Source organism: Microbacterium sp. ARD31 (assembly GCF_031844425.1).
On sequence record NZ_JAUZVE010000016.1, the window covers coordinates 42,876 to 64,537 of the forward strand.

Genomic DNA, 21,662 nt, shown 5'->3' on the forward strand with positions numbered 1-21,662 from the left:
TCGTGGCGCTAGCAGGGGTCCTTGGCCTCGCTATCGGTTCCTTCCTGAACGTTGTCGCATATCGGGTTCCTGCTGGCGTGTCTCTGTTGCGTGAGAGTCGATGCATGAGTTGCGAGTCAAAGGTCCCGCCGTCGCTGAATATTCCAGTGCTGGGGTGGGTCCTCCTGCGAGGGCGATGTGCCACATGCGGGCGACCCATCTCAGCGAGATATCCAATGGTTGAAGCGCTCGCGGGGCTGGCCTTCGCCGCAGTGACCTTTTGGCTCGTTGTCCCGGTCGCAGGTGCGCCGGGGAGTTCTCGCGGGGTCCCGATCGCGGTGGGGACGACTGAGGCGTTCGGAGTCGCGGCAATCGCGGCAGCGTATCTCTATCTCGCGAGTATCAGCATCGTTCTCACAATCATCGACCTCGACACCCACCGCCTCCCCAACGTCATCGTTCTACCGAGCTACATTGTCGCCGCGGCTCTTCTTGCTGCCGGTAGTGCACTCACGGGCGATTGGGTTGCTCTTCTCCGTGGTGCGCTTGTGATGACGGGCCTGTACATCTTCTACTGGGTGTTGCGGCTCATACGGCCGGACGGTATGGGCGGCGGAGATGTCAAGCTTGCTGGGGTGCTTGGCCTGTACCTCGGATACGCAGGCTGGGGGGCATCCATCGTCGGGGCCTTTGCGGCGTTCTTCTTGGGCGGTGTCTTCGGCGTGGCGCTGATGTTGGTTAAGCGCGCGGACCGCAGGTCCGCGATACCGTTCGGGCCATGGATGATATTGGGAACGTGGATGGGCCTGCTGTTCGGTGAGCCACTGGCTCGCTGGTATGTCGAACTGTTCATAGTGACGTGATTGACGTCAGAAAGTGACCGACGATGGCTAAGACGCGTATCGGCTTGGAGATCACGGAAGAGGGTGTTCGTGGCGTTGAAGTGACTACAGGTCGTTCGCCATCGCTCATGGCTATCGGTGAGGTGCCCCTTCCGCGCGACGCAGCTCGAGACTCGGAAGTTCTCGATCCAGAGGCTGTCACGCTCGCACTCCGACAGCTGTGGTCGACGGCAGGTTTCAGGGGCAAACGGGTGACGCTCAGCGTTGGCAGTCGGCGGATACTTGTCCGTGAGTACACCACGCAAGCAATGAGCCCGCAGTTGCTGAAACAGGCCCTCCCCTACCAGGTGCAGGATCTCCTTCCAGTCCCGGTGTCTCAGGCGGTGCTCGACTTCTATCCGACGTCACAGATCGGTGATCAGGTATCGGGTCTGCTTGTCGCGGCGGTTGCCGAGAATATCGAACAGCTAATTGCCGCCTTGAGTCGCGCAAAGCTTTCGGTGGATCGAGTAGACCTCGTGCCTTTCGGCCTCGCGCGTGTAGGAAAGATCCTGGCGGCCCCAAACGACACGGTTGCCGTGATCCACCTCGGGGATCACACCTCGTACGTCTCGGTTGTGACGAACGGCATTCCCCATTTCGTTCGTATCATCCCCGTCGAGATCGCGACCTCCGCGACGAGACGACACGAGGGGGACTCCGCTGTCGGAGAGGTCATGGAGGAAGCATTCGAGCCGGTCGGCGCGAGTGGAATTATTCCTCGGCGACCTACTGGACGCGCCGCAATGCGCAGCTCTGGCCCGGCTGTGACTCCGGCCGTCACCGAGCTCGTGTCTCGTCTCCGTAGCACCGTTTCGTTCTTCCAGGGCAGGGAGGGAGCGCCACGCATCGTCCAAGTACTTATGAGCGGCGCTGGCTTTCTCGCTCCCGGGGTGGCTGAGGCCGCGGCGAGTGCGTTCGACGTGCCGGTCATACCAGTGCGGCTGGAGCAACTGGCAAACACGCGAGGACGCCCGATCAGCGACGACCTTGCCTTCGACGCCGTTGCGTCGGTGGGCGTGCTCCTGGGAGAAGGAAGCAAATGAGTTCTGCCGTTCCTACGCTGGTACTTGGAGGAGTTCCGCGAGTCAACCTGATCCCCCGATCAGAGCTCGAGCGGAGAGACCGGGTTTCGACCGCGCGCAATTGGGTTTGGGCAGTGCTGGGCGCGCTTCTTCTCTCGCTCGCGTTGATCGCAGGTGCAATGGGTCTGAAGCTCATCGCCGCACAGCGACTCGCAGTCGAGGAGCTCGAGACAAGCTCGTTGCTCAACGAGCTCAGCGAATTGTCAGAGGTAAGCACCGCTCTCACAGCGGAACGTGACCTCGTCGAGTTCCGTTCACAAGCTATGGGTTCTGACTTCTCTTGGGTGCCGCTGATCGCAGACCTCCGTGGCCGGCTTCCGGGTGGCGTCGAGCTGATCGGCGTTGACCTAACGACGGGTGGGGTTCCAACCGGGGAGGTTGCGACGCTGGAGCCGGGGCTCACGGGCACAGTCTCAATGCGCAGTCAGGACGCGATTGCTATCGCGCCCGTGGTGAGGTCACTGCGCCAAATGTCCGGAGTGGCCGCGGTGGACGGACGACTCGTGACAACGAGTGAACAGGCGGCAGATTCGTACACCTACGAGCTCACAGTCACGTTCACGCAGGATATCTACTCCGGCCGATTTTTGGCCGACGGAGAAGGCGAGTGATGCCGAAACAACTCATCAATCTACTGGGCGTCGTGGCGTGCGCCGTAGTACTCGTTCTCGCCATCGCGCTGGGTGCCCTACCGATCTATTTCGCGTCGCTCGCGACAGGTACGCAGACCGCTCTGGCCGCTCAGAATAACGACCTGCTAGAGAGCCAGGTCGACGGATTATTGCTGGAGCAGGAAAGACTTGACGAGATCTCCGCGTCGGTTAGTTCTCTACGCGAGCAGGTTCCGACGTCCAATCGGCTCGACGGTGTGTTTGAGCTCATTGCGCGCGCTGCCGCGACCACAAATGTGCAGGTTCAAACGGTCGCAGCGGAAGACAACGCACCGTTCATCACTCGCACGAGTCCGGTACGGGTGGGTGAAGAGCCCGAGCCATCACCGACGGAGACGACGACGGACGTCCCGACCGGAGAGGCAGCTACCCCTGAAGCGGAAGGCACCACCGAGGCGGCAGATGTAGACGCCACGCCAACCCCTACCACGGACGGAGCACCGCTGGAAGGGCGGCAGCAGGTCGCCTTCACCATTGACGTCACTGCTTCGCAACTCCAGGACGCGATTAACTTCCTGGATCGCCTACGAGATGGGCCGCGGCTCCTCAGCACGATCGAGACAAGCATCATCCCTACCGGCACTCGATTCGATGTGTCGGTGGCCGCTCTGGCCTTTGTGCTTCCGGAGGAGTGACGTGGTCGCGAATATGCTTGATGACCTCCTTGCGACCGCCGCTAGGGGCCGCGCTTCAGACGTTCACCTGACCGCCGACGCACGCGCCCTGATGCGGGTCGACGGTGATCTCGAGTCGATTCCGGGATACCCCGACATCATCTCGGCCTCATGGCTCGAAGCCGCCGCGTACGAGTTAATGTCGGCATCTCAGCGCGAAGAGTTCCAGACGCATCATGAGGTCGACCTCGCGCACTCGATCGACGGTCTTGGTCGACTTCGCATCAACGTGTACCGGCAGCTCGGGGCGGTCGCGGTCGCTCTGCGATTCATCCCGAACAAGGTGTACACCCTCGAGCAGCTGGGCGCGCCCGCCATCGCGCGTGAGCTTGCGTTGAAGCCGCGTGGCCTCGTCCTGCTCACCGGCCCAACCGGATCGGGAAAGTCCACGACCCTGACGGCCATGGTCGACATCATCAATCACACGGTGCCCGCTCACGTGATCACGATCGAAGACCCGATCGAGTTCCAGCACAAGAGCAAGCGGTCGCTCATCCACCAGCGCGAGATCGGGTCCGACACCAACTCTTTCGCCGAGGCCCTTCGTCGCGTGCTGCGCCAAGACCCCGACGTCATTCTCGTCGGTGAGCTCCGCGACCCAGAGTCGATCCGCACCGCGCTATCGGCGGCGGAGACCGGCCACCTCGTGCTCTCGACCCTCCACACCCAGGGCGCCGCCAAGAGCGTCAACCGCATCATCGACGTATTTCCCGCTGATCAGCAGCACCAGATCCGCGCTCAGCTCGGCGACACGCTGCAGGGGGTTATCAGCCAGACGCTCATGCCGCTGTCGCAGACCGAGGGTCGGACGATCGCGACCGAGGTGCTCGTGAACACCCCGGCTGTGGCCAACATGATCCGCGAGGGCCAGGTCGCGCAGCTGTACTCTGCGATGCAGGCGGGGCAGGCCGTCGGCATGCACACTCTGGACCAGGACCTCAAGCGTCTCGTGTCGGAGGGCGTGATCTCCCTCAACGTCGCTCAGTCGTATGCGGTCGATCCATCGACGCTTGAGAACGTCTACGTAAGGCCCCGGGATCTCGACGCCGACGAGTGGAGCAACCGCGCTAGCGAGTGGCACCACGAGGACGCGGGAGTCTGACATGGCGGTCCTGCAGGAGTTCCGCTATCGAGCGATCGACCCGCGCGGTGGCGCGGTTGTCAAGGGGACAATCGAAGCTGCCACCGAATCAGCAGTGACGGGCAAGTTGAAGGCGCAGGGGCTCACGCCGCTCGAGGTGGTGGAGCTCTCGAAGACAGGCCTCCATCGCGAGATCAAGATTCCTGGACTGACCAAACACGTGAAAGCGAAGTCGCTTGCCATCTTCGCCAAGCAGATGGCGGGTTTGATCAATGCGGGTCTTCCCCTCATGCGCACGCTGTCTATCCTCATCGAGCAGAGTGATGACAAACGACTGCAGCCAGCTCTGGTCGCTGTGCATGCAGATGTCGAGAGCGGTTCGTCTCTCTCCGGCGCTATGGCGAGACACCCCGATGTGTTTCCACCGCTTCTCCTGAGCATCGTGCGAGTCGGCGAAACTGGCGGATTCCTTGGGGCGGCACTGAACTCGATCGCGGACAATTACCGCAAAGAGTCGGAACTACAAAACAAGATCAGAGCCGCCACCGCCTACCCGCTGATCGTTCTGGTCGTCGCCGTGCTGGGCGTGCTGGCCATGATCATCTTCATCGTCCCCGTTTTCGAGAAGATGTTCTCGGGTATGGGCTCGACGCTCCCCGTCCCGACCCTCATTCTGGTGGCACTCTCTCAGAACATGGCGTGGATCCTCCCGCTTCTCGCCGTCGTTGGCTTCGGCACCTGGATCTGGTGGATGCGCAATCGGAACACCGAGCGGGTGCGAAAGGTTGTCGACCCGGTCAAGCTTCGCCTGCCGATCTTCGGCAAGCTCGCGACCAAGATGGCTGTCGCCCGGTTCGCCCGGAACCTCTCGATGATGCTCGAGGCGGGCGTGCCGATCATGCAGGCCCTCGCGATCGTCGCGCAGGCTTCGAACAACTTCAAGATCGAGCAGGCGATCAACGACGTTCAGGAGTCGATTCGGCACGGCAAGTCGTTTGCGACGCCGCTGGCGAAAGCGGAGGTATTCCCTCCGATGGTCCCGCAGATGGTGTCAGTAGGTGAGGAGTCGGGCACGCTGTCGGAGATGCTCGCGTCGATCGCGGACTTCTACGAGGACGAGGTCGAGACCGCCACGGAGCAACTCTCTGCGACGATCGAACCCATTCTCATCGTGGGGCTCGGAATCATCATCGGCGGCATGGTCATCTCGCTATACCTGCCGATCTTCTCGCTGTACGGTGAACTCGGACAGCAGTAGTACAGCTCCGCCGCCGCACCCGACCGCGTCGGTGCGATGACGGCGTGTAGAGCCGTCCCCGGGATACCCCCAGCGCCCGGGGACGGTGCGCGGAGCGGGGTTTGAGGTGTGGAGCGCCGCGCTTCGTCTCGCTGCGCTCGCTCAGCCGCCGGGGGCAGCCGCTTCGTCTCGCTTTGCTCGCTCAGCGGCCGGGGGTGTGCGGGCGCGGGGGCGCTTCGTCTCGCTTTGCTCGCTCAGCGGCCGGAGAGGCGGGCTCGCGGGGTGCGCTTCGTCTCGCTTTGCTCGCTCAGCGGCCGGGGGTGTGCGGCGGGGGCGCGACCGGAGGGCGCGCGGCCGGGGAAGTGGGGTCCGGGCCTCGGCCCGGGCCGATCAGAGCGAGACGCGGAGGACTTCCTCGATCGTGGTCAGGCCCTGGGCGACCTTCGCCCAGCCGTCTTCGCGCAGTGAGACCATGCCCTGCTTGATCGCGACCTGACGCATCTCGGTGCCGGTGGCGCGGGTGACGACGAGCTGCTCGAGCTCGTCGGTCATCGTCATCACCTCATGCAGACCCAGACGCCCGCGGTAGCCGGTGCCCGAGCACGACTCGCAGCCAACGGCGCGATAGATCTCGGGCACGTCCTGCGGGTCGTGCGGGAAGCCCAGTGAATCGAGCACCTCGGACGGCTCGGTGTAGGGCGCACGGCACTTGAGGCACAGCCGGCGTGCGAGGCGCTGGGCGATCACGGCCGACAGGGCCGTGGCGACGAGGAACGGCTCTGAGCCGATCTCGGTCAGTCGCGTCAGCGCCGACGGCGCGTCGTTGGTGTGCAGCGTCGAGAGCACGAGGTGACCGGTGAGGGCCGCTTCGATCGAGATGACCGCGGTCTCTTTGTCGCGGATCTCACCGACGAGCACCACATCGGGGTCGCTTCGCAGGATCGACCGCAGCGCCGATGCGAACGTCAGTCCGGCGCGGTTGTTCACCTGCACCTGGTTGATGCCGGCGAGCCGGTACTCGACCGGGTCTTCGACGGTGATGACGTTGATCTTCGGGTTCGCCACTTCGCGCAGCGCCGTGTACAGGGTGGTCGACTTGCCCGAGCCGGTGGGGCCGGTGACGAGGATCATGCCGTGCGGGCGGGTGATGGCCTCGCGGAACCGCGTCTCGTTGATCTTCGAGAACATCAGGTCGCGCATGGCCATGGTCTGGCCGGTGTTGTCGAGGATGCGCATGACGATCTTCTCGCCCCACACCGTCGGCAGCGTCGCCACGCGCAGGTCGACCGTGCGACCGTCGTGCGACACCGACAGGCGGCCGTCCTGCGGCTTGCGCTTCTCGGCGATGTCGATCGACGACATGATCTTCAGACGCGAGATGATCCCGTCCTGGATGCCGCGATCGGCCTTCTGCATCTCGTGCAGCACGCCGTCGATGCGGAACCGCACGGTCAGCTGCTTCTCGCCGGGCTCGACGTGGATGTCGCTCGCACGGTCGTTGATGGCCTGCGCGATCAGCAGGTTCACGAACCTGACCACGGGCGCGTCGCTGTCCTGCTCGCCGAGCTCCTCGGTGAACGAGGCCGCCGACGAGGTCGACGTCTCTTCGATGGAGGCTGTCAGCTCGCTGAGCTCTTCGTCCGAGCGCAGGAACCGCTCGAACATCTGCGACAGCGCATCGCGGGCCACGACGACCGGTTCGACGAACAGGTCGGTGACCGATGCGACGTCGTCGAGCGCGACGATGTCGGTCGGGTCGAGGGTGCCGACGATGAGCCGGTCGCCGCGTTTGTCGATGGGTATCAACCCGTACTTCCGACACACGGCCGTCGGCACCATCGCGACGATGCTCGGATCCAGCGGCATCTCGGACAGATCGACGAACCGGTGCCCGGTGTTCAGCGCGATCGCCTCGGCGATCTGCGACTGCGTCACCAAAGACTGACCGGCCAGATGCTCGATCAAATCCGGTGTATCGCCGTACTGCGTCAGTGCAGCGGACATTTCAGATGCTCGTATTGCCCCAGTCAAGACGAGCGTTTGTGCAAGACCTCTCACAGCGTCCCCAATCGCTTCCCCGTATCCTACGGCCACAGGGACCGGAGGGGGAGGGGCGGAGGCACTTCGGCGGGCCTCGCGACGCGATCGATAGGGTGGGGCCATGCCCGCCATTATCGCGAAGATCATCGCCCGGGTGTTGACGTTCAAGGTGGTGCGAGCGTTCCTGCTGTACAGCGAGCGGCGCGGGCCCATGCTCGCCGACAGCGTCACCTACCGGGCTCTGTTCAGCATCTTCGCCGGCGTGCTCCTCGGATTCTCGTTCGCCGCCCTCTGGCTGGCGGGCAATCCGGCCGCCTTCCAGAGCCTCATCGCATCGGTGGATGCCGTGATCCCCGGCCTTGTCGGCGAGGGCGGACTCATCGACCCGTCCGACATTCAGGCGCCCGCGGGTCTGACGGTCACCGGCATCCTGGCGACGGTCGGTCTGGTGCTCGCCGCGATCGGTGCGATCGGCTCGATGCGGATGGCCATGCGCTCGATCGCCGCGACCCCGAACGACGACATCCTCTTCATCTGGGTGATCCTGCGGAACCTGGCCCTGGCGATCGGCATCGGACTTGCTCTGGGCGCGTCGGCGGTCATCACGTTCCTCGCCACCTTCGGCGTCAGCATCCTCGCCGACTGGTTCGGGATGCCCCAGGACAGCCCGCTCGTGGCGGTGCTGACCGGCGTCATCGGCGTGATCGTCGTCTTCATCCTGGATGCCGCGGCGATCGCTGTGCTCTTCGTCGTGCTCGCGGGCGTCAAACCCCCCGCTCGCGCCCTGTGGACCGGCGCCCTCCTCGGTGCCTTCGGCCTCACCGTGCTGCAGCAGCTGTCGGGACTGTTCGTCGGGGGAGCGGGGTCGAATCCCCTGCTGGCCTCGTTCGCGTCGCTCATTGCCCTGCTGCTGTGGGTGAACCTGTCGTCGCAGGTCATCCTCATCGCCACGGCCTACATCGTGGTCGGCATCGACGAGTCGCGCGACCGCGTGCGCGCGAAGTACGGCGCCTCGACGTTCCTGCAGCGGCGCGTGCGCCAGGCCGAGGTCGCCGTGCAGCTCGCCACCGACGAACTGCGACGGGCGCGAGAGCTCGAAGAAGAGGAGAGGACGCGCGCATGACCCACACCCCCGCGTACACGGCCGAGCAGATCCGCATCGCTGAGGCACCCCTCCTCGCGAACGGCGAACCGCTCATGGCCCGCGCCGCCGCGGCGCTGGCGAAGCTCACGCGCCAGATCGGCGGCTTCGCCGATGAGTCGGATGCCGCCCCGCTGCACCCGCACCCCACCACGCACGCCCGCCACCTGCTCGTGCTGGCAGGCAGCGGCAACAACGGCGGCGACGCCCTTTTCGCCGCCGCCCACCTGGCCGAAGAGGTCGACGTCGACATCCTCGTCGTCGGCGCACGGGTGCACGAGCAGGGTCTCGCCGCGGCGATGGCCGCGGGCGCGCGCAGGGTCGAGATCCCGGCGGTGCGCGACACGCTCGAGCCGTACGATCTCGTGCTCGACGGCATCCTCGGTATCGGCACGGCGGCCGACCCTGCGCTGCACGGCAACGCCCGCGAGGCGGTGGAGGCGCTCCTTCCCACGGTGCGGGATGGACGCACGCGCGTCATCGCCGTCGACCTGCCGAGCGGTCTGCACCCCGACACCGGCGAGGCCGGAGAAGCGGTGCTTCCGGCATCCGTCACCGTGACCTTCGGGGCGGTCAAGCCCGGCCTGGTGCGCGGTCGCGGCCCCGAGCTGGCCGGCGATATCGTGCTGGTCGACATCGACGTGCTCGACGAGCTCGACGGCTTCGAGCCCTCGGAGTGGGCGGACGTCTCGCGGATCGTCCGCGCGCCGCGCTGAGTCTGGGCGATCGGCGTTGACTGGGCAGCTCAGTCGCGCGCGCCGCGCTGACGAACGGTCCGGCTCAGTCGCGCGCGTAGCGCTCGACGAAGGTGCGCAGCATGCGCGCCGGGTGCGACACGGCCGCCCGGCGCACCGCCGCCAGCGTGAGCTCGAGCTCGTGCGCGGCGAAGTAGCCGTGCGACGCGTAGGCGTGGATGCGCGTGGTGATGCCGTCGACGTCGAGCTCGGGGTGGAATTGCGTAGCATAGACGTTCCGCCCGACCCGGAACATCTGCACCGGGCAGTTCGGCGACGAGGCCAGCAGGGTGGCCGCGGCGGGCAGGTGCGAGATCGCCTCTTTGTGCCCGACGAACGCGTCGAAGGGGTCGGGGAAGCCGGCCAGCAGCGGATCCTCGCGACCGGCGTCGGTGAGGGTGACCGGCACGACGCTGATCGGCTCGCCGTAGGTGCGGTCGATGGTCGCGCCGAGGAAGGCGCCGACCGTGCCGACGCCGTAGCAGGCGCCCAGAAACGGCAGGTCGCGGGTGACCACCCGCGCGAGCAGCGCCTGGAACTCGGCCTCGACCCGCTGCTGCACGGGCGTCTTCTTCTCGAGCGGGTCCGACGCGTTGAAAGGACCCCCGCCCACGAAGATGCCCGACAGCTCGTCGAGGTCGAACTCCGGCATGGGCCCGGCCTCGAGCCGCACCCGGATGAGGTCGCGCTCGTCGAGCCCGGTGTAACGCAGGAAGAGCGCGTACTCCTCGTCGGCGGGAACGTCCTCGGCGCGCGTGGCGAGGAGGACGAACGGCTTCACCCCGCAAGCCTACGGTGCGCCGCGAGGCCCGGCGCGCAGGGCCGGCCGGGGTGCGACGCGCAGAAAGAGAGCGGATGCCGCGAACCGGAGTCCGCGGCATCCGCTCTGTAGGGGTGTGATCACCGGGGTGTGATCAACCCGGGTTGATCAGCCGGTGAAGGCGTGGCTCCAGGTCGTCTCGGCGCCGTCGGCGACGGACACAAAGGCCTTCGGAACCGCCGTGACGGTCACCTCGGCACCCGGGTCGACGGTCGTCGCGCCGGCCTTGGCGAGCTCGCCGTCGACGTAGTAGTCGAACCACGGGTCGCCCGGGACGATGACGCGGTCGTCGCCGCGCTTGGCGTCCTGGAACTTCGGACCCTTCGGCTCGGCCGGCGTCGTCCACAGCGGCACCTGCGAGAAGTCCATGTCGCTCGCGAGGTAGTAGCTGGTGTACGACGGCTGGTTGTACGTGGTGTTCTGGCGGGCCACCTCGACGCGGTACTGCAGATCGTGCATCAGGGTCGGGAGCTTGTGCTCGGTGACCTGGGTGCTGGTGTAGATGCGCAGCGCGTCGGAGTCGGTGGTGCGGACGAGGAGCTCTTCGCGCCAGTCGCCGAAGACGTCGGCCACGATCGACGGGTTGCCCTTGGTGTAGTTGTTCGTCCGCGTGCCCTCGGCGGTCAGCATGCGCCCGCGCGTCCAGTCGTCGATGGTCGGCGTCTGCTCGAGGCTGCCGTTGACGATCTGGGTGGTGAGGTCGGCCGCCCACTTGATGGACTGGTTGGTGCCGGGGGTGCGGGTCTCGAGCTGGTCGCCGGTGGCGCTCAGCAGTCCCGAGCCGTCCGAGCCGTTGGGCATGCTCGCCCAGGTCTCGATGCCGTCGACATCGGGGCGCACGTCGCCGATCAGGGCGCGGCCGGTGTCACGACCCGAGTACGCGCCGTGGATCACCTCGCCGGTGGCGGCATCCCGCAGCACGGAACCGTAGGGCGCGTACGCGCCGCCCTCGTGTGACGTCCAGATCTCGAGGCCCGGACGCGCCGGGTCGATGTCGGTGACGTGCATGGCGTCGCCGTGGCCGAGGCGCACGTCCGCGCCCGGGTCGGCGCTGCCCTCGGGCAGGGTGTCGAACGAGCTGTACAGCAGGCTGCCGTCGTCGTCGATGGTCGCGGCGCCGTAGACGATCTCGTGCTTGCCGTCGCCGTCGACGTCGGCCGCGCTGAGCGAGTGGAAGCCCTGCGTGGTGATCGTGCCGAACTCGGGGTCGGTGCCGTCCCGGCCGTGGGGGCCGTCGTTGAACGGGTTCGTCATCGGTGCGTGGCCGCTGTCGACGAACCACTCCTGCGACAGGCTCTCGCCGTCCCAGTCGTACGCGGCGATGGTCGAGCGCGTGTAGTAGCCGCGCGCGAAGATCGCCGACGGGTTCTTGCCGTCGAGGTAGGCCACGCCGGCGAGGAAGCGGTCGACGCGGTTACCCGGTTCGATGCGGCTCATCGCGTAGTCGCCCCACAGCAGACCGTCGTCGCCGCGGCCGGGCTCGTAGTCGACGGTCTCGAGCTCTTCACCGGTGGCCGAGTCGAACACCGTGAGGTACTCGGGCCCGTCGAGGATGAAGCCCTCGAAGGTCGTCAGGTCGTTGCGCGAGCTGCGCGCCGGCGCGTACACGTCGATGAAGTAGTCGGCGAGCTCGGCCGCGGAGTCCTCGCTCAGCGGGTACTCGTGGGCGACCTCGGTGCCCCACGCCTCTTCGAGGGTCGCGGGCCAGTTGCCGGCGACGACCTCGGGGTGCGCGTGCCAGTCGAGGAACACGTCGATCAGGTGCTCGCGGTAGTCCGCGGCGCTCAGCCGGTAGTCGTCGTCGTGGCCGTAGCCGGCGTCGAGGTCGTCCTGCGGCATCGTGATGTAGCGCTCGTCTGCGACGCTGCCGTCGGCGTTGTACGTGATCGACTTCGTGCCGGGTGCGGTCTTGAGCATGGTCTCGGAGCGGCCGTCGCCGTCGAAGTCGTAGACCATGAACTGCGTGTAGTGCGCGCCGGCGCGGATGTTCACACCCAGGTCGAGGCGGTTCAGCAGCGTGCCGTCGAGCTCGTACGTGTCGATGTAGACCGGGCCGGTGTAGCCCTTCTGCGAGACGTCCTTCGAGTTGGACGGATCCCACTTCACGACGAACTCGTACGCGCCGTCGCCGTCCACATCGGCGACCGACGCGTCGTTCGCCGAGTACGTGTAGGCCTCGCCGGCCGGCGTCACGCCGTCGGCGGGCTTGGTGAGCGGCAGGTCGTAGAAGCCGTCGGCCCACGGGCTCGCCTCGGCCGAGACCTCGCCGACGATGTCGTCGTACACCGGAGCGACCGTGTACACCGAGGATGCCGAGCCTGCGGCATCCGCGTAGTTCGTGCTGTCGTCGACGGTGGCGATCCGCTCGCCGTCGCGGAAGACCGCGAACGCCGGCCCGCCGACGCCGGAGTCGGTCGCCGGCGCGGTCTCGGAGCCGAGGAGCCGCCAGCTGAGGAAGACCCCCTCGCCGGTCGACACGGCCACAAGGCCGCGGTCGAGCTGCTCGAGCTGGGGGAGCGAGGCGCTGCCGGGTGCCTGCGGCGGCCCTTGCGGCGCCGCGGGGGCGGCCGAGACCGGCTGCGCCAGCCCCAGAATGAGTGCCCCGGCAGCCCCGCCGGCGCACAGCGCCCGCACGGACGTCTGTCTGATGTTCATCGTCGAACCCTCCTGTGGACGCACTGCTTCTGCGTCCTTCGTTGGTGTGGTGCGCGGGTGCGGTCTGCAGCAGCAAACGCTTTCCCGCAGGGTCGACGGTAACCCCGAGAGCGGGGTGTTGACACGTTTCATGAGGGAGTTCTCACGATTTCGGGTCGGGGTCGGGTTGAGGTGGTCTCGGCTGCGGCTGTCAAGGGCGGCGGTGATGACGGTGCCCGGGTCTAGGCTCTGGGCATGGCAATCGCACGACTTCACGGAGGCCCGCTCGACGGGCAGGTTCTGCCCCTCGACGACGCCGACCTCGATCGGCTCATCGTCCCCTACAGCGAGACCCAGGTGGTCTACGAGCGCAAGGGCGCTCCCGAGAACACGGGTGAGGCCGACGGTCCCACCCAGGCGGAGTTCTGGTTCGTCGAGGCGCAGGACGACATCGACCCCGACAGCGATTCGGCGCGTGACCGGCGCTGAGCCCTCGCGCTCGGTCGAGGTCGAGCTGAAGTTCGACGTCGACGAGATCACCGCACTGCCGGACTGGTCCGCTCTGCCGGGCGTCGTGTCGGTCGGCGTGGGCGAGGTGCGGGAGCTCGATGCCCTCTACCTCGACACCGACGACCACGCGCTCGCCCGGGCGGGATACGCGTTGCGGCGACGCACCGGCGGACCGGACGCGGGCTGGCACATCAAAGGGCCGCGCGACGGTCACGGCCGCGCCGAGACCCAGTGGCCGCTCACCGGCGACGACACGGTGCCGGATGCCGTGCGTGCCGCGTACGCGGGCGTGACCGAGGCGGACGTGTCGCCGCTCGCCCGCATCCGCAACACCCGCGTCGCGTACGCGCTCCGCGACGCCGACGGGGGACTGGTGGCGGAGTTCGCCGACGACCGCGTCCAGACACGCGACGAGCGCTCCGGCGTCGAGCGCAGCTGGCGGGAGTGGGAGGTCGAACTCGGACCCGCCGGCCCGCACGACGACGCCGGACGCGAGACGTTCTTCCGCGCCGTCGCCGCAGCCGTCAGCGCCGTGGGCGGCCGGCCCGCGGCATCCGCTTCGAAACTGGCCCGCGCGCTCGGGTTCTGACCCCGGGCGCGGGCGGGGGCTGGGGCTGGAGGCGCTTGCGCTGGGGGCTGCTTGAGTCGCTGAGCCGTCACGTGTGTCCGCTCCGGATGCCGCAACCGCACATGAGTGACGGCTCACGGTCCCCACTTGCCCGACCCCGCCACGCGCCGGGCGCGAGCCGTCACGTGTGCACGTGCCGGGCAGGCCTTCCCGACACAGGTGACGGCTCGCGATGGTGCGGGGTGAGTGCCCGGCGCCCAGACGGGTCGGTCCGCGTCCAGTGCGCGAGCCGTCACGTGTGTCCGATCCGGATGCCGCAACCGCACACGAGTGACGGCTCACGGGCCCCGCGCGCCCGACCCCGCCCACGCACCGGGCGCGAGCCGTCACGTGTGTCCGATCCGGATGCCGCAGCCGCACACAAGTGACGGCTCACAGCCCCGCGCGCCCGACCCCGCCCACGCGCTGGGCGCGAGCCGTCACGTGTGTCGACCACGCCCACCGCAACCGCACACAAGTGACGGCTCGGCATCCGGAACACCCGCCCGCCAACGACGAAGCCCCCGCGACCTGACGGTGCGGGGGCTTCGCGGTGCGAGACGGGGTCTCACATGTTGATCATGTGTCCGGCGAGGCCGTGGAAGGCTTCCTGCACGGCTTCCGAGAGCGTCGGGTGCGTGTGGACGTTGCGGGCGGCCTCGAGAGCGGTGAGGTCCCACTTCTGCGCGAGGGTCAGCTCGGGCAGAAGCTCCGAGACGTCGGGGCCGATCATGTGTCCGCCGAGCAGCTCGAGGTGCTCGCCGTCGGCGATGAGCTTGACGAAGCCGATGGGCTCGCCCAGGCCGTTGGCCTTGCCGTTCGCCGAGAACGGGAACTTCGCGACCTTGACGTCGTAGCCGGCGTCGCGCGCCTGCTGCTCGGTCAGGCCGAACGACGCCACCTGCGGCGAGCAGAACGTCGCGCGCGGCATCATGCGGTAGTCGCCGAGCGGCATCGTCTCGGCCTTGCCGATGGTCTCGGCGGCCACGACGCCCTGCGCCTCGGCGACGTGCGCGAGCTGCAGCTTGGCGGTGACGTCGCCGATCGCGTAGATGTGCGGCACGTTGGTGCGCATGTACTCGTCGATGTCGATCGCGCCGCGCTCGGTCAGCTTCACACCGGTCTTGTCGAGGCCGAAGTTCTCGACGTTGGGGGCGAAGCCGATCGACATGAGCACCTTGTCGGCGTCGATCGAGCCCTGCGTGCCGTCCTTGGCGGTGTAGGCGACGGTGACCTTGTCGCCCGCGTCGGTGACCGACTCGACCTTGGTCGACACCAGGATCTCGACGCCCATCTTCTTGTACTGACGTGCGATCTCTTTCGAGACGTCGGCGTCCTCGTTCGGCAGTGCGCGGTCGAGGAACTCGATGATCGTGACCTTGACGCCGTAGTTCGACATCACGAAGGCGAACTCCATGCCGATCGCGCCGGCGCCGACCACGACGAGCGACGACGGCAGCTCGCGCGTGAGGATCTGCTCCTCGTAGGTGACGACGTTCTCGCTCAGCTCGACGCCCGGGAGCAGTCGCACCTTGGAGCCGGTGGAGATGATCGCGTTGTCGAAGGTGACCCGCTCGGACGAGCCGTCGGCCTTGGCGACGTCGATCGTGTTGGCGTCGACGAACGAGCCGCGGCCCTCGTACTCGGTCACCTTGTTCTTCTTCATCAAGAAGTGGATGCCCTTGACGTGGGTGTCGGCGACCTTTCGGCTGCGGTCCCACGCGACGCCGTAGTCGAACGACACGTCGCCGCCGATGCCGAACAGCTCGGCCTTGTGGTTGAAGGTGTGAGCGAGGTCGGCGTTCTTCAGAAGCGCCTTGGAAGGGATGCACCCGACGTTCAGGCACACACCGCCCCAGTACTTCTCTTCGATGATCGCGACCGAGAGTCCGAGCTGAGCTGCGCGCACGGCCGCGACGTACCCGCCGGGCCCGGCGCCGAGGATGGCGACGTCGTAGTGAGGCATGGTTCCCAGCCTATCGGTCGGTGGAGGGATCGGAGGTGCCGGTGTCGCCCCTGCGGGAGCGCGAGACGGCGAGCCACGCGAGCGCCCCGAGCCCCAGCGCGGCCAGCACGCCCACGATGATCCACGCGGTGGGGTCTGCGGATGCCGGCTCACCCGGAACCGCGGGATCGGGTGACGCGGTCGCCTCGATGGTCTCGGTGGCCTCAGCGGTCTCGGTGGGCTCGGGCTCCGCCGTCGTGGTCGGCTCGGCCGTGGGCGCGGGTGCCTCGACGGTGAACGCGTACTCGCCCGAGATGGGGTGGCCGTCGCTGGAGACCACCTTCCACAGCACCGTCACATCGCCCGCGGGGGAGCCGGCGAGCGGCTGCGTCAGCACGTTATCGGCGATGGACGGTTCGCCGTCGGCGAGGCTCTCGCCCGCGGCATCCGTCACCTCGATCTCGGTGGCGCCCGGCTCGGACGAGATCGCCGCGCTGAAGGTCAGGGTCAGCTCGTCGGGCAGTTCCGTCAGGGCGGCATCGGCGGCCGGGTCGCTTTCCACGAGCTCATCGTGGGCGAAGGCGGGGGATGCCGGCGCGAGCGCTCCGGCGAGCATCACCACCCCCGCGATCAGACTCAGCAGCAGGTTTCGGCGACGGGGCGGGGTCTGGGGTGAACGCACTCGATCCAGCGTACCGGGGGTCTTCCGTCGGGCCGCCCACGCGTCTAGTCTGGCCGCAGGCGGGCTACCTGCCCGTCTCACCGACGGGAAGCGAGACGCGCAATGGACACCATGATGATGGACGCCATGTCGAAGGACATGATGTCGATGCCCGGCATGGACACGATGGACATGGCCGTGATGCAGGCCTGTATGGATGCCTGCTCGGCCTGCGAGCAGGCATGCACCGTCTGCTCGACGCAGATGATGTCGTGCGCGCCGGCGTGCATGAACTGCGCCGACATGTGCAACACGATGATGCGCTCCATGATGCGGATGCAGGGCATGACACCGGCCTCGATGATGGCCATGCTCGACGCCTGCATCGCGATGTGCCAGACCTGCATGGACGAGTGCATGGAGCACGCCGACCACAGCGACGTCTGCAAGATGTGCGCTCAGTCGTGCCAGGCCTGCATGGACGCGTGCATGGCGGTCAAGGACGCCATGATGGCGGCCGCCTGAGTCCGAGGACTCGGCCCCGCAGTCAGGCCGCGCGGAGCGGCGCGACGTTGAACCGGGCAGAGCCGGCGGCCAGCACGTCGTAACGCGCGTGCAGCGCCACCGGCGACCCCACCTCGACCCGCGCCGCGGCGCCGGCACCGTTCCACACGGTGTGCGCAGTGCCGTCGACGAAACTCGTCACCACGACGACGCCGGTTGCGGCATCCGTCTCTTCGACGATGCCGTCGACCCAGTCGGACGGCGTCGCCGAGGCCAGGCGCGCCTGGATCAGGTGAAGCGCGTGGCCGGGGGCGTACGAGGTGCAGGGGCCGCCGTCGAAGCACATGCAGATCGCACGCTCGCGCACCTCGAGGGGCGGAATGTGGCTCTGCGGACTCGACACGATGGACTCCCAGTCAGTAGGTTCGTTGCTCAGCCAGGCTAAGACGCGGCGCTCCGTAGAGCACGCCGCTCGACACAGGCCGAAACATACGTACCCGCTGTGAGGCGGGGGAAGCCGGAAGACGATGCGATCCCTATCCGTTAGGCTTGCATCCGCATGAGGAGGTCCACTGTGGACGACAATCGCCGACCCGAGCCGGGTGACATCCGGCGCGGAAGTGGCGCAGGCGACGAGACGCGCAGCTTCGAGCGCGGATCCGACACCACGCAGACCTTCGGGCACGACTCCGACCTGTCCTTCGTGCCCTTCGGCAGCGAGCTGAACACCGCCGAGCTGGACGCCATCGAGGCGCTCCCCTCGGGCGCGGCGCTGCTGCTGGTCCGCTCGGGCCCGACCGCCGGGGCGCGCTACCTCCTCGACAGCGACGTGACCACGGTCGGCCGTCACCCCGAGGCCGACATCTTCTTCGACGACGTCACCGTCTCGCGTCGTCACGCCGAGATCACCCGCACCGGATCGACGTTCGAACTCGTCGACCAGCGCTCGCTCAACGGCACCTATGTGAACGGCGAGCGCGTTGACCGCGCCGCGCTCACCAACGGCGCCGAGGTCCGCGTCGGCAAGTTCCGTCTGAACTTCTTCGTCGCACCGGCCGACCTCGCCCACCCGCCGGTCGCCTGATGGCGGCTGCCTCCGCCCGCGAACGCTCAGCGTCCGCGGGTCTGTTGAGCATCGGCCAGGTGCTCGCCCGGCTGACGCCGGAGTTCCCGACCCTCACCTCCAGCAAGCTGCGCTTCCTCGAGGTGCAGGGGATCGTCTCGCCCACCCGCACCGAGTCGGGCTACCGCAAGTTCTCGCAGGCCGACCTCGACCGGCTGCGCCTGGCGCTCACCCTGCAGCGCGACCACTACATGCCGCTGAACGTCATCCGCGAGTACCTCGAGGACGTCGACGCCGGCCGCGACCCGTCGCCGCAGAGCACGCTGCCGCCGCCGTCGATCGTGGCGGCCCCGCGCCGCTACCGTCGCGCCGAGCTGCTGACCGCGGCGGGCGCCGCGCCGCAGCTGCTCAACGACGCGATCAGCACGGGCGTGCTCGCCGGCTCGGACGCCTACACCGACCAGCACGTCGCGCTGTTGCGTGCCCTCGTCGCCCTCGACCGGCACGGGATCGAGCCGCGCCATGTCAGGGCGCTCCGGCAGAACGCCGAGCGTGACGTCGCCCTGATCGAATCGGCCATCGCCCCCGTGCTCCGGCGAACGGATGCCGCCTCGCGCGGTCGTGCCGGAGAAGTCGGCACCGAGCTCGCCAAGCGTCTGGATGAAGTGCGCGGCATCTTCATCCGCACGGCGCTGGACCGTCTGCTCGGCTGATCACGATTCGGTTGCGGCGGACGACACGCCGCGCCCGAACGGCCGATGTCGTTGCCGCGGGGCCCCCGCTCACCTAACGTTGAACTGTTGGCATCCGGATGGGAGAGCGCATGACTGCTCGCGAAGCGGCCGACGGACAGCCGTTCGTCGCAGACCTGCTCTTCACCGACGGTCTGCCGCAGATGGACGACGAGGTCGGCTACCGCGGTGCCCAAGCGGCGCGCGCAGCCGGGATCACGTACCGTCAGCTGGACTACTGGGCCCGCACCGAGCTCGTCGAGCCCACCGTGCGCGGCGCCAGCGGCTCCGGCTCGCAGCGTCTCTACGGCTTCCGCGACATCCTCGTACTCAAGCTCGTCAAGCGTCTCCTCGACACCGGCATCTCGCTCCAGCAGATCCGCGTCGCCGTCGATCAGCTTCGCGCCGCCGGCATCCGTGACCTCGCCGGCACCACGCTCATGAGCGACGGCGCCTCGGTCTACCTGTGCACGTCGAACGACGAGGTCATCGACCTCGTCAGCCGCGGCCAGGGCGTCTTCGGCATCGCCGTCGGCAAGGTGCTGCGCGAGGTCGAGTCGACCCTCGTGGAGTTCTCTCCCGAGTCGCCCGACGCCATGGACGAGCTCGCCGCTCGTCGCGCCGCCCGCACCGCCTGACGCGGCACGGGTTTCGCTTCGGGTCGCGGGGTTTCGCGCGCTCGGCGTCCGGTTTCAGGGCGTGCCCGGCGTCCGGTTTCAGGGCGTGCCCGTTTTGGCGCGCTCGGCGTCTGGTTCAGGGTGCGTCGGGTTTCCCGCGCTCGGCGTCTGGTTCAGGGGGTGCGAGGTGCGGCATCCGGGGTTCGCGGGGTTTCGGCCGTCCGGTTGACGGCGTGCGGGGGCGGGATCCGGGGCTCGCGGGGTTTCGGCCGTCCGCTGTCCGGGTGCGCAGGGGCGGGGTTGCGGCATCCGGGGCTCGCGGGTCTCGGCCATCCGGTCTCCGGGTGCGCAGGGCGGGGCATCCGGTTCCCGGGTGCGCAGGGCGCGGCATCCGAGGCGCGGGTCTCGGCCATCCGGTCTCCGGGTGCGCAGGGCGCGGCATCCGAGGTGCGGGGTGCGCAGGGCGCGGCATCCGCGGATTCCGATTCCCTGACTCCGGATTCCGGATACTTCCGCGTTCCGCAGCGGTCTCCGGTGCGCCGGACTCCGGAAACCGGAGACCGGTGCCGTTCGCGGATTCCTGGACGAGAAACATCCGGGTATCGGCCGGATCTCCGGTCTCCGGACTCTTGATGGAGGGGAGACCTCCGGTTTCCGGACTCTTGGTCCACACCGCGGGCCAGCCACGGCGGCGAGCCGTCACTTATGTCCGGGGTCGCCCTTCGGCGCCGACACGCATGACGGCTCGCTGCGCCGCAACCGTGCCGACCACGGGAGTTAGGACGCCGGCGCAGGCGGCCTCGGGGTGCACATGGCTCCGGATGCCGGGGTGAGACGTCACTTGTGTCGGCGGCGGCCGGGCGTAGCCGACACACGTGACGGCTCGCGGGTCCGAGAGTGCGCCGGGTGGCGGTGCTGATCCGGATGCCGGGGTGAGCCGTCAGGTGTGTCGGCGGCGGCCCGGCATAGATGACACGGGTGACGGCTCACGTGCCGGCAGAGTGCGCCGGGTGGCGGGGCTGCTCCGGATGCCGGGGTGAGACGTCACTTGTGTCGGCGGCGGCCCGGCATAGCCGACACACGTGACGGCTCGCGGGTCCGAGAGTGCGCCGGGTGGCGGTCGTCCTCCGAATGCCGGGGCGAGCCGTCAGGTGTGTCGGCGGCGGCCCGGCATAGCCGAAACGGGTGACGGCTCGCGGGTCCGAGAGAGCCGCAGGGTCAGGCGCGGACGTCGCTCGCGGTCGGGATGCGGCCGGTGCGGATGATGCGGTCGAGCAGCGCGTCGAAGTCGGCGGCGAGTTCCTGCGCCGAGTCGCCGGGCCAGATGTGCAGCGGCTTCGCCGCGCCCTGGGCCTGCTGCAGCGACGTGCGCTCGGGCAGCTGGGGCGAGAGGACGAGGGGGCCGAACATGTCGCGCAGCTCTTTGATGCGGAACTGGTGCTCGATCGACTGCGGACGCACGCGGTTGACGACGATGCCGAGCGGCTGGAGGCGGGGGGAGAGGCCGCGGCGGATCTCCTCGATCGCGCGCAGGGCGCGGTCGGCGGCGGCGACCGAGAACAGGCCTGGCTCGGTGATGACGATGACGCGGTCGCTCGCGGCCCACGCGGTGCGGGTGAGGGCGTTCAGCGACGGGGCGCAGTCGATGAGCACGAGGTCGTACTCCGACTCGATGGTCGCGAGGGCCTCTTCGAGCTTCCACACGTCGCGCACCGAGGGGTGCGGGCCGTCGAAGTTGATGGCGGACGGGCTGCCGATCATGACGTCGATCGTGCCCGGATGCACCTTGGCCCAGCCGCTGGAGGTGATGGCCTGACGGACCGTCTTCTCCTTGGGATTCTCGAGGACGTCGGCGATGTTGAGCCGCCCGGCGACCTGGATGTCCATGCCCGTGGACACGTCCGACTGCGGGTCGAGATCGACGACAAGAGTCCGGACACCCCGGGCGAACGCCGCGGAGGCGAGACCGAGTGTCACGGTCGTCTTGCCGACGCCGCCCTTGAGTGAGCTGACCGAGAGCACGTGCACAAGGCTCCACGTTACCGTC

22 protein-coding genes are annotated in these 21,662 nt (G+C 67.9%); 14 read left to right on the forward strand and 8 right to left on the reverse strand.

Annotated elements, in window-relative coordinates:
* Positions 1-2 precede the first annotated feature (2 nt).
* From Q9S36_RS28190 to Q9S36_RS28215, 6 genes are all read left to right on the forward strand, one after another.
* Positions 3-842 (forward strand): prepilin peptidase, encoded by an 840-nt coding sequence (locus Q9S36_RS28190; protein ID WP_311288246.1) that lies wholly within the window; start codon positions 3-5, stop codon positions 840-842.
* Between the two features lie 23 nt (positions 843-865).
* A complete protein-coding gene (gene pilM, locus Q9S36_RS28195) occupies positions 866-1,906 on the forward strand; it encodes a pilus assembly protein PilM (RefSeq protein WP_311288153.1) in 1,041 nt (346 codons plus the stop codon).
* Between the two features lie 113 nt (positions 1,907-2,019).
* A complete protein-coding gene (locus Q9S36_RS28200) occupies positions 2,020-2,556 on the forward strand; it encodes a hypothetical protein (protein ID WP_311288154.1) in 537 nt (178 codons plus the stop codon).
* The gene (locus tag Q9S36_RS28205; RefSeq protein WP_311288155.1) at positions 2,556-3,251 is read left to right on the forward strand and encodes a hypothetical protein; all 696 of its coding nucleotides are present in this window, start codon (positions 2,556-2,558) and stop codon (positions 3,249-3,251) included. The genes Q9S36_RS28200 and Q9S36_RS28205 overlap by 1 nt, the downstream gene beginning before the upstream one ends.
* A complete protein-coding gene (locus tag Q9S36_RS28210) occupies positions 3,148-4,392 on the forward strand; it encodes a type IV pilus twitching motility protein PilT (RefSeq protein WP_311288156.1) in 1,245 nt (414 codons plus the stop codon). Before Q9S36_RS28205 ends, Q9S36_RS28210 begins: the two co-directional genes overlap by 104 nt.
* A 1-nt stretch (position 4,393) precedes the next feature.
* On the forward strand, positions 4,394-5,629 hold the full coding sequence (locus tag Q9S36_RS28215) for a type II secretion system F family protein (protein WP_311288157.1): 1,236 nt from the start codon (positions 4,394-4,396) through the stop codon (positions 5,627-5,629).
* A 369-nt stretch (positions 5,630-5,998) separates the two neighbouring features.
* Here Q9S36_RS28215 and Q9S36_RS28220 read toward each other — a convergent pair whose 3' ends face one another.
* On the reverse strand, positions 5,999-7,612 hold the full coding sequence (locus Q9S36_RS28220) for an ATPase, T2SS/T4P/T4SS family (RefSeq protein WP_311288158.1): 1,614 nt from the start codon (positions 7,610-7,612) through the stop codon (positions 5,999-6,001).
* Positions 7,613-7,769: 157 nt separating this feature from the next.
* Here Q9S36_RS28220 and Q9S36_RS28225 point away from each other — a divergent pair, with 157 nt between their 5' ends.
* Positions 7,770-8,771, forward strand: coding sequence for a YihY/virulence factor BrkB family protein (locus Q9S36_RS28225; protein ID WP_311288159.1), 1,002 nt, complete (start codon positions 7,770-7,772; stop codon positions 8,769-8,771).
* Positions 8,768-9,505: an NAD(P)H-hydrate epimerase gene (locus Q9S36_RS28230; protein ID WP_311288160.1), complete on the forward strand. Its 738-nt coding sequence runs from the start codon at positions 8,768-8,770 to the stop codon at positions 9,503-9,505. Before Q9S36_RS28225 ends, Q9S36_RS28230 begins: the two co-directional genes overlap by 4 nt.
* 64 nt (positions 9,506-9,569) lie before the next feature.
* Here the strand turns inward: Q9S36_RS28230 and Q9S36_RS28235 are convergent, their stop codons facing one another.
* Together Q9S36_RS28235 and Q9S36_RS28240 are read right to left on the reverse strand one after the other, a co-directional pair.
* Positions 9,570-10,304, reverse strand: coding sequence for a glutamine amidotransferase (locus Q9S36_RS28235; protein WP_311288161.1), 735 nt, complete (start codon positions 10,302-10,304; stop codon positions 9,570-9,572).
* A gap of 147 nt (positions 10,305-10,451) precedes the next feature.
* Positions 10,452-12,998, reverse strand: coding sequence for a rhamnogalacturonan lyase (locus Q9S36_RS28240; protein WP_311288162.1), 2,547 nt, complete (start codon positions 12,996-12,998; stop codon positions 10,452-10,454).
* A 234-nt stretch (positions 12,999-13,232) separates the two neighbouring features.
* Here Q9S36_RS28240 and Q9S36_RS28245 point away from each other — a divergent pair, with 234 nt between their 5' ends.
* Both Q9S36_RS28245 and Q9S36_RS28250 read left to right on the forward strand, forming a co-directional pair.
* Positions 13,233-13,466, forward strand: a complete 234-nt coding sequence (locus Q9S36_RS28245; RefSeq protein ID WP_251449452.1) for a response regulator — start codon at positions 13,233-13,235, stop codon at positions 13,464-13,466.
* Positions 13,453-14,076, forward strand: coding sequence for a CYTH domain-containing protein (locus Q9S36_RS28250; RefSeq protein WP_311288163.1), 624 nt, complete (start codon positions 13,453-13,455; stop codon positions 14,074-14,076). Before Q9S36_RS28245 ends, Q9S36_RS28250 begins: the two co-directional genes overlap by 14 nt.
* Before the next feature lie 586 nt (positions 14,077-14,662).
* Here Q9S36_RS28250 and lpdA read toward each other — a convergent pair.
* The 3 genes from lpdA to Q9S36_RS28265 all read right to left on the reverse strand — a co-directional run bounded on the left by lpdA (position 14,663) and on the right by Q9S36_RS28265 (position 17,071).
* Positions 14,663-16,060 carry a dihydrolipoyl dehydrogenase gene (gene lpdA / locus Q9S36_RS28255; protein WP_311288164.1) on the reverse strand — a complete coding sequence of 466 codons (1,398 nt, stop codon included), beginning with the start codon at positions 16,058-16,060 and terminating at the stop codon, positions 14,663-14,665.
* 10 nt (positions 16,061-16,070) lie between these two features.
* A complete protein-coding gene (locus tag Q9S36_RS28260) occupies positions 16,071-16,721 on the reverse strand; it encodes a copper resistance protein CopC (RefSeq protein ID WP_311288165.1) in 651 nt (216 codons plus the stop codon).
* A gap of 77 nt (positions 16,722-16,798) precedes the next feature.
* Positions 16,799-17,071: a hypothetical protein gene (locus Q9S36_RS28265; RefSeq protein WP_311288166.1), complete on the reverse strand. Its 273-nt coding sequence runs from the start codon at positions 17,069-17,071 to the stop codon at positions 16,799-16,801.
* On the opposite strand from Q9S36_RS28265, the gene Q9S36_RS28270 reads away from it, so the two are divergent.
* Positions 17,061-17,225: a hypothetical protein gene (locus Q9S36_RS28270; RefSeq protein WP_311288167.1), complete on the forward strand. Its 165-nt coding sequence runs from the start codon at positions 17,061-17,063 to the stop codon at positions 17,223-17,225. The genes Q9S36_RS28265 and Q9S36_RS28270 overlap by 11 nt on opposite strands.
* Positions 17,226-17,247: 22 nt before the next feature.
* On the opposite strand, the gene Q9S36_RS28275 is transcribed toward Q9S36_RS28270, so the two are convergent.
* Positions 17,248-17,607 carry a hypothetical protein gene (locus Q9S36_RS28275; RefSeq protein ID WP_311288168.1) on the reverse strand — a complete coding sequence of 120 codons (360 nt, stop codon included), beginning with the start codon at positions 17,605-17,607 and terminating at the stop codon, positions 17,248-17,250.
* A 171-nt stretch (positions 17,608-17,778) separates the two neighbouring features.
* On the opposite strand from Q9S36_RS28275, the gene Q9S36_RS28280 reads away from it, so the two are divergent.
* From Q9S36_RS28280 to Q9S36_RS28290, 3 genes are all read left to right on the forward strand, one after another.
* Positions 17,779-18,288, forward strand: coding sequence for an FHA domain-containing protein (locus Q9S36_RS28280; protein WP_311288169.1), 510 nt, complete (start codon positions 17,779-17,781; stop codon positions 18,286-18,288).
* Positions 18,288-18,980: a MerR family transcriptional regulator gene (locus tag Q9S36_RS28285; RefSeq protein ID WP_311288170.1), complete on the forward strand. Its 693-nt coding sequence runs from the start codon at positions 18,288-18,290 to the stop codon at positions 18,978-18,980. The genes Q9S36_RS28280 and Q9S36_RS28285 overlap by 1 nt, the downstream gene beginning before the upstream one ends.
* Before the next feature lie 110 nt (positions 18,981-19,090).
* Positions 19,091-19,636, forward strand: a complete 546-nt coding sequence (locus tag Q9S36_RS28290; protein ID WP_251449460.1) for a MerR family transcriptional regulator — start codon at positions 19,091-19,093, stop codon at positions 19,634-19,636.
* Between the two features lie 1,197 nt (positions 19,637-20,833).
* On the opposite strand, the gene Q9S36_RS28295 is transcribed toward Q9S36_RS28290, so the two are convergent.
* Entirely contained in the window at positions 20,834-21,643 is an 810-nt protein-coding gene (locus Q9S36_RS28295) for a ParA family protein (protein ID WP_311288171.1), read from the reverse strand.
* Between the last annotated feature and the right edge of the window lie 19 nt (positions 21,644-21,662).

Coding starts and splice junctions, on each gene's coding strand:
- pilM (WP_311288153.1), top strand. CDS start 866: ATGGCTAAGACGCGTATCGGCTTGGAGATCACGGAAGAGGGTGTTCGT.
- Q9S36_RS28205 (WP_311288155.1), top strand. CDS start 2,556: ATGCCGAAACAACTCATCAATCTACTGGGCGTCGTGGCGTGCGCCGTA.
- Q9S36_RS28210 (WP_311288156.1), top strand. CDS start 3,148: ATGGGCCGCGGCTCCTCAGCACGATCGAGACAAGCATCATCCCTACCG.
- Q9S36_RS28215 (WP_311288157.1), top strand. CDS start 4,394: ATGGCGGTCCTGCAGGAGTTCCGCTATCGAGCGATCGACCCGCGCGGT.
- Q9S36_RS28220 (WP_311288158.1), bottom strand. CDS start 7,612: ATGTCCGCTGCACTGACGCAGTACGGCGATACACCGGATTTGATCGAG.
- Q9S36_RS28225 (WP_311288159.1), top strand. CDS start 7,770: ATGCCCGCCATTATCGCGAAGATCATCGCCCGGGTGTTGACGTTCAAG.
- Q9S36_RS28230 (WP_311288160.1), top strand. CDS start 8,768: ATGACCCACACCCCCGCGTACACGGCCGAGCAGATCCGCATCGCTGAG.
- Q9S36_RS28240 (WP_311288162.1), bottom strand. CDS start 12,998: ATGAACATCAGACAGACGTCCGTGCGGGCGCTGTGCGCCGGCGGGGCT.
- Q9S36_RS28245 (WP_251449452.1), top strand. CDS start 13,233: ATGGCAATCGCACGACTTCACGGAGGCCCGCTCGACGGGCAGGTTCTG.
- lpdA (WP_311288164.1), bottom strand. CDS start 16,060: ATGCCTCACTACGACGTCGCCATCCTCGGCGCCGGGCCCGGCGGGTAC.
- Q9S36_RS28270 (WP_311288167.1), top strand. CDS start 17,061: ATGATGGCCATGCTCGACGCCTGCATCGCGATGTGCCAGACCTGCATG.
- Q9S36_RS28265 (WP_311288166.1), bottom strand. CDS start 17,071: ATGGCCATCATCGAGGCCGGTGTCATGCCCTGCATCCGCATCATGGAG.
- Q9S36_RS28285 (WP_311288170.1), top strand. CDS start 18,288: ATGGCGGCTGCCTCCGCCCGCGAACGCTCAGCGTCCGCGGGTCTGTTG.
- Q9S36_RS28290 (WP_251449460.1), top strand. CDS start 19,091: ATGACTGCTCGCGAAGCGGCCGACGGACAGCCGTTCGTCGCAGACCTG.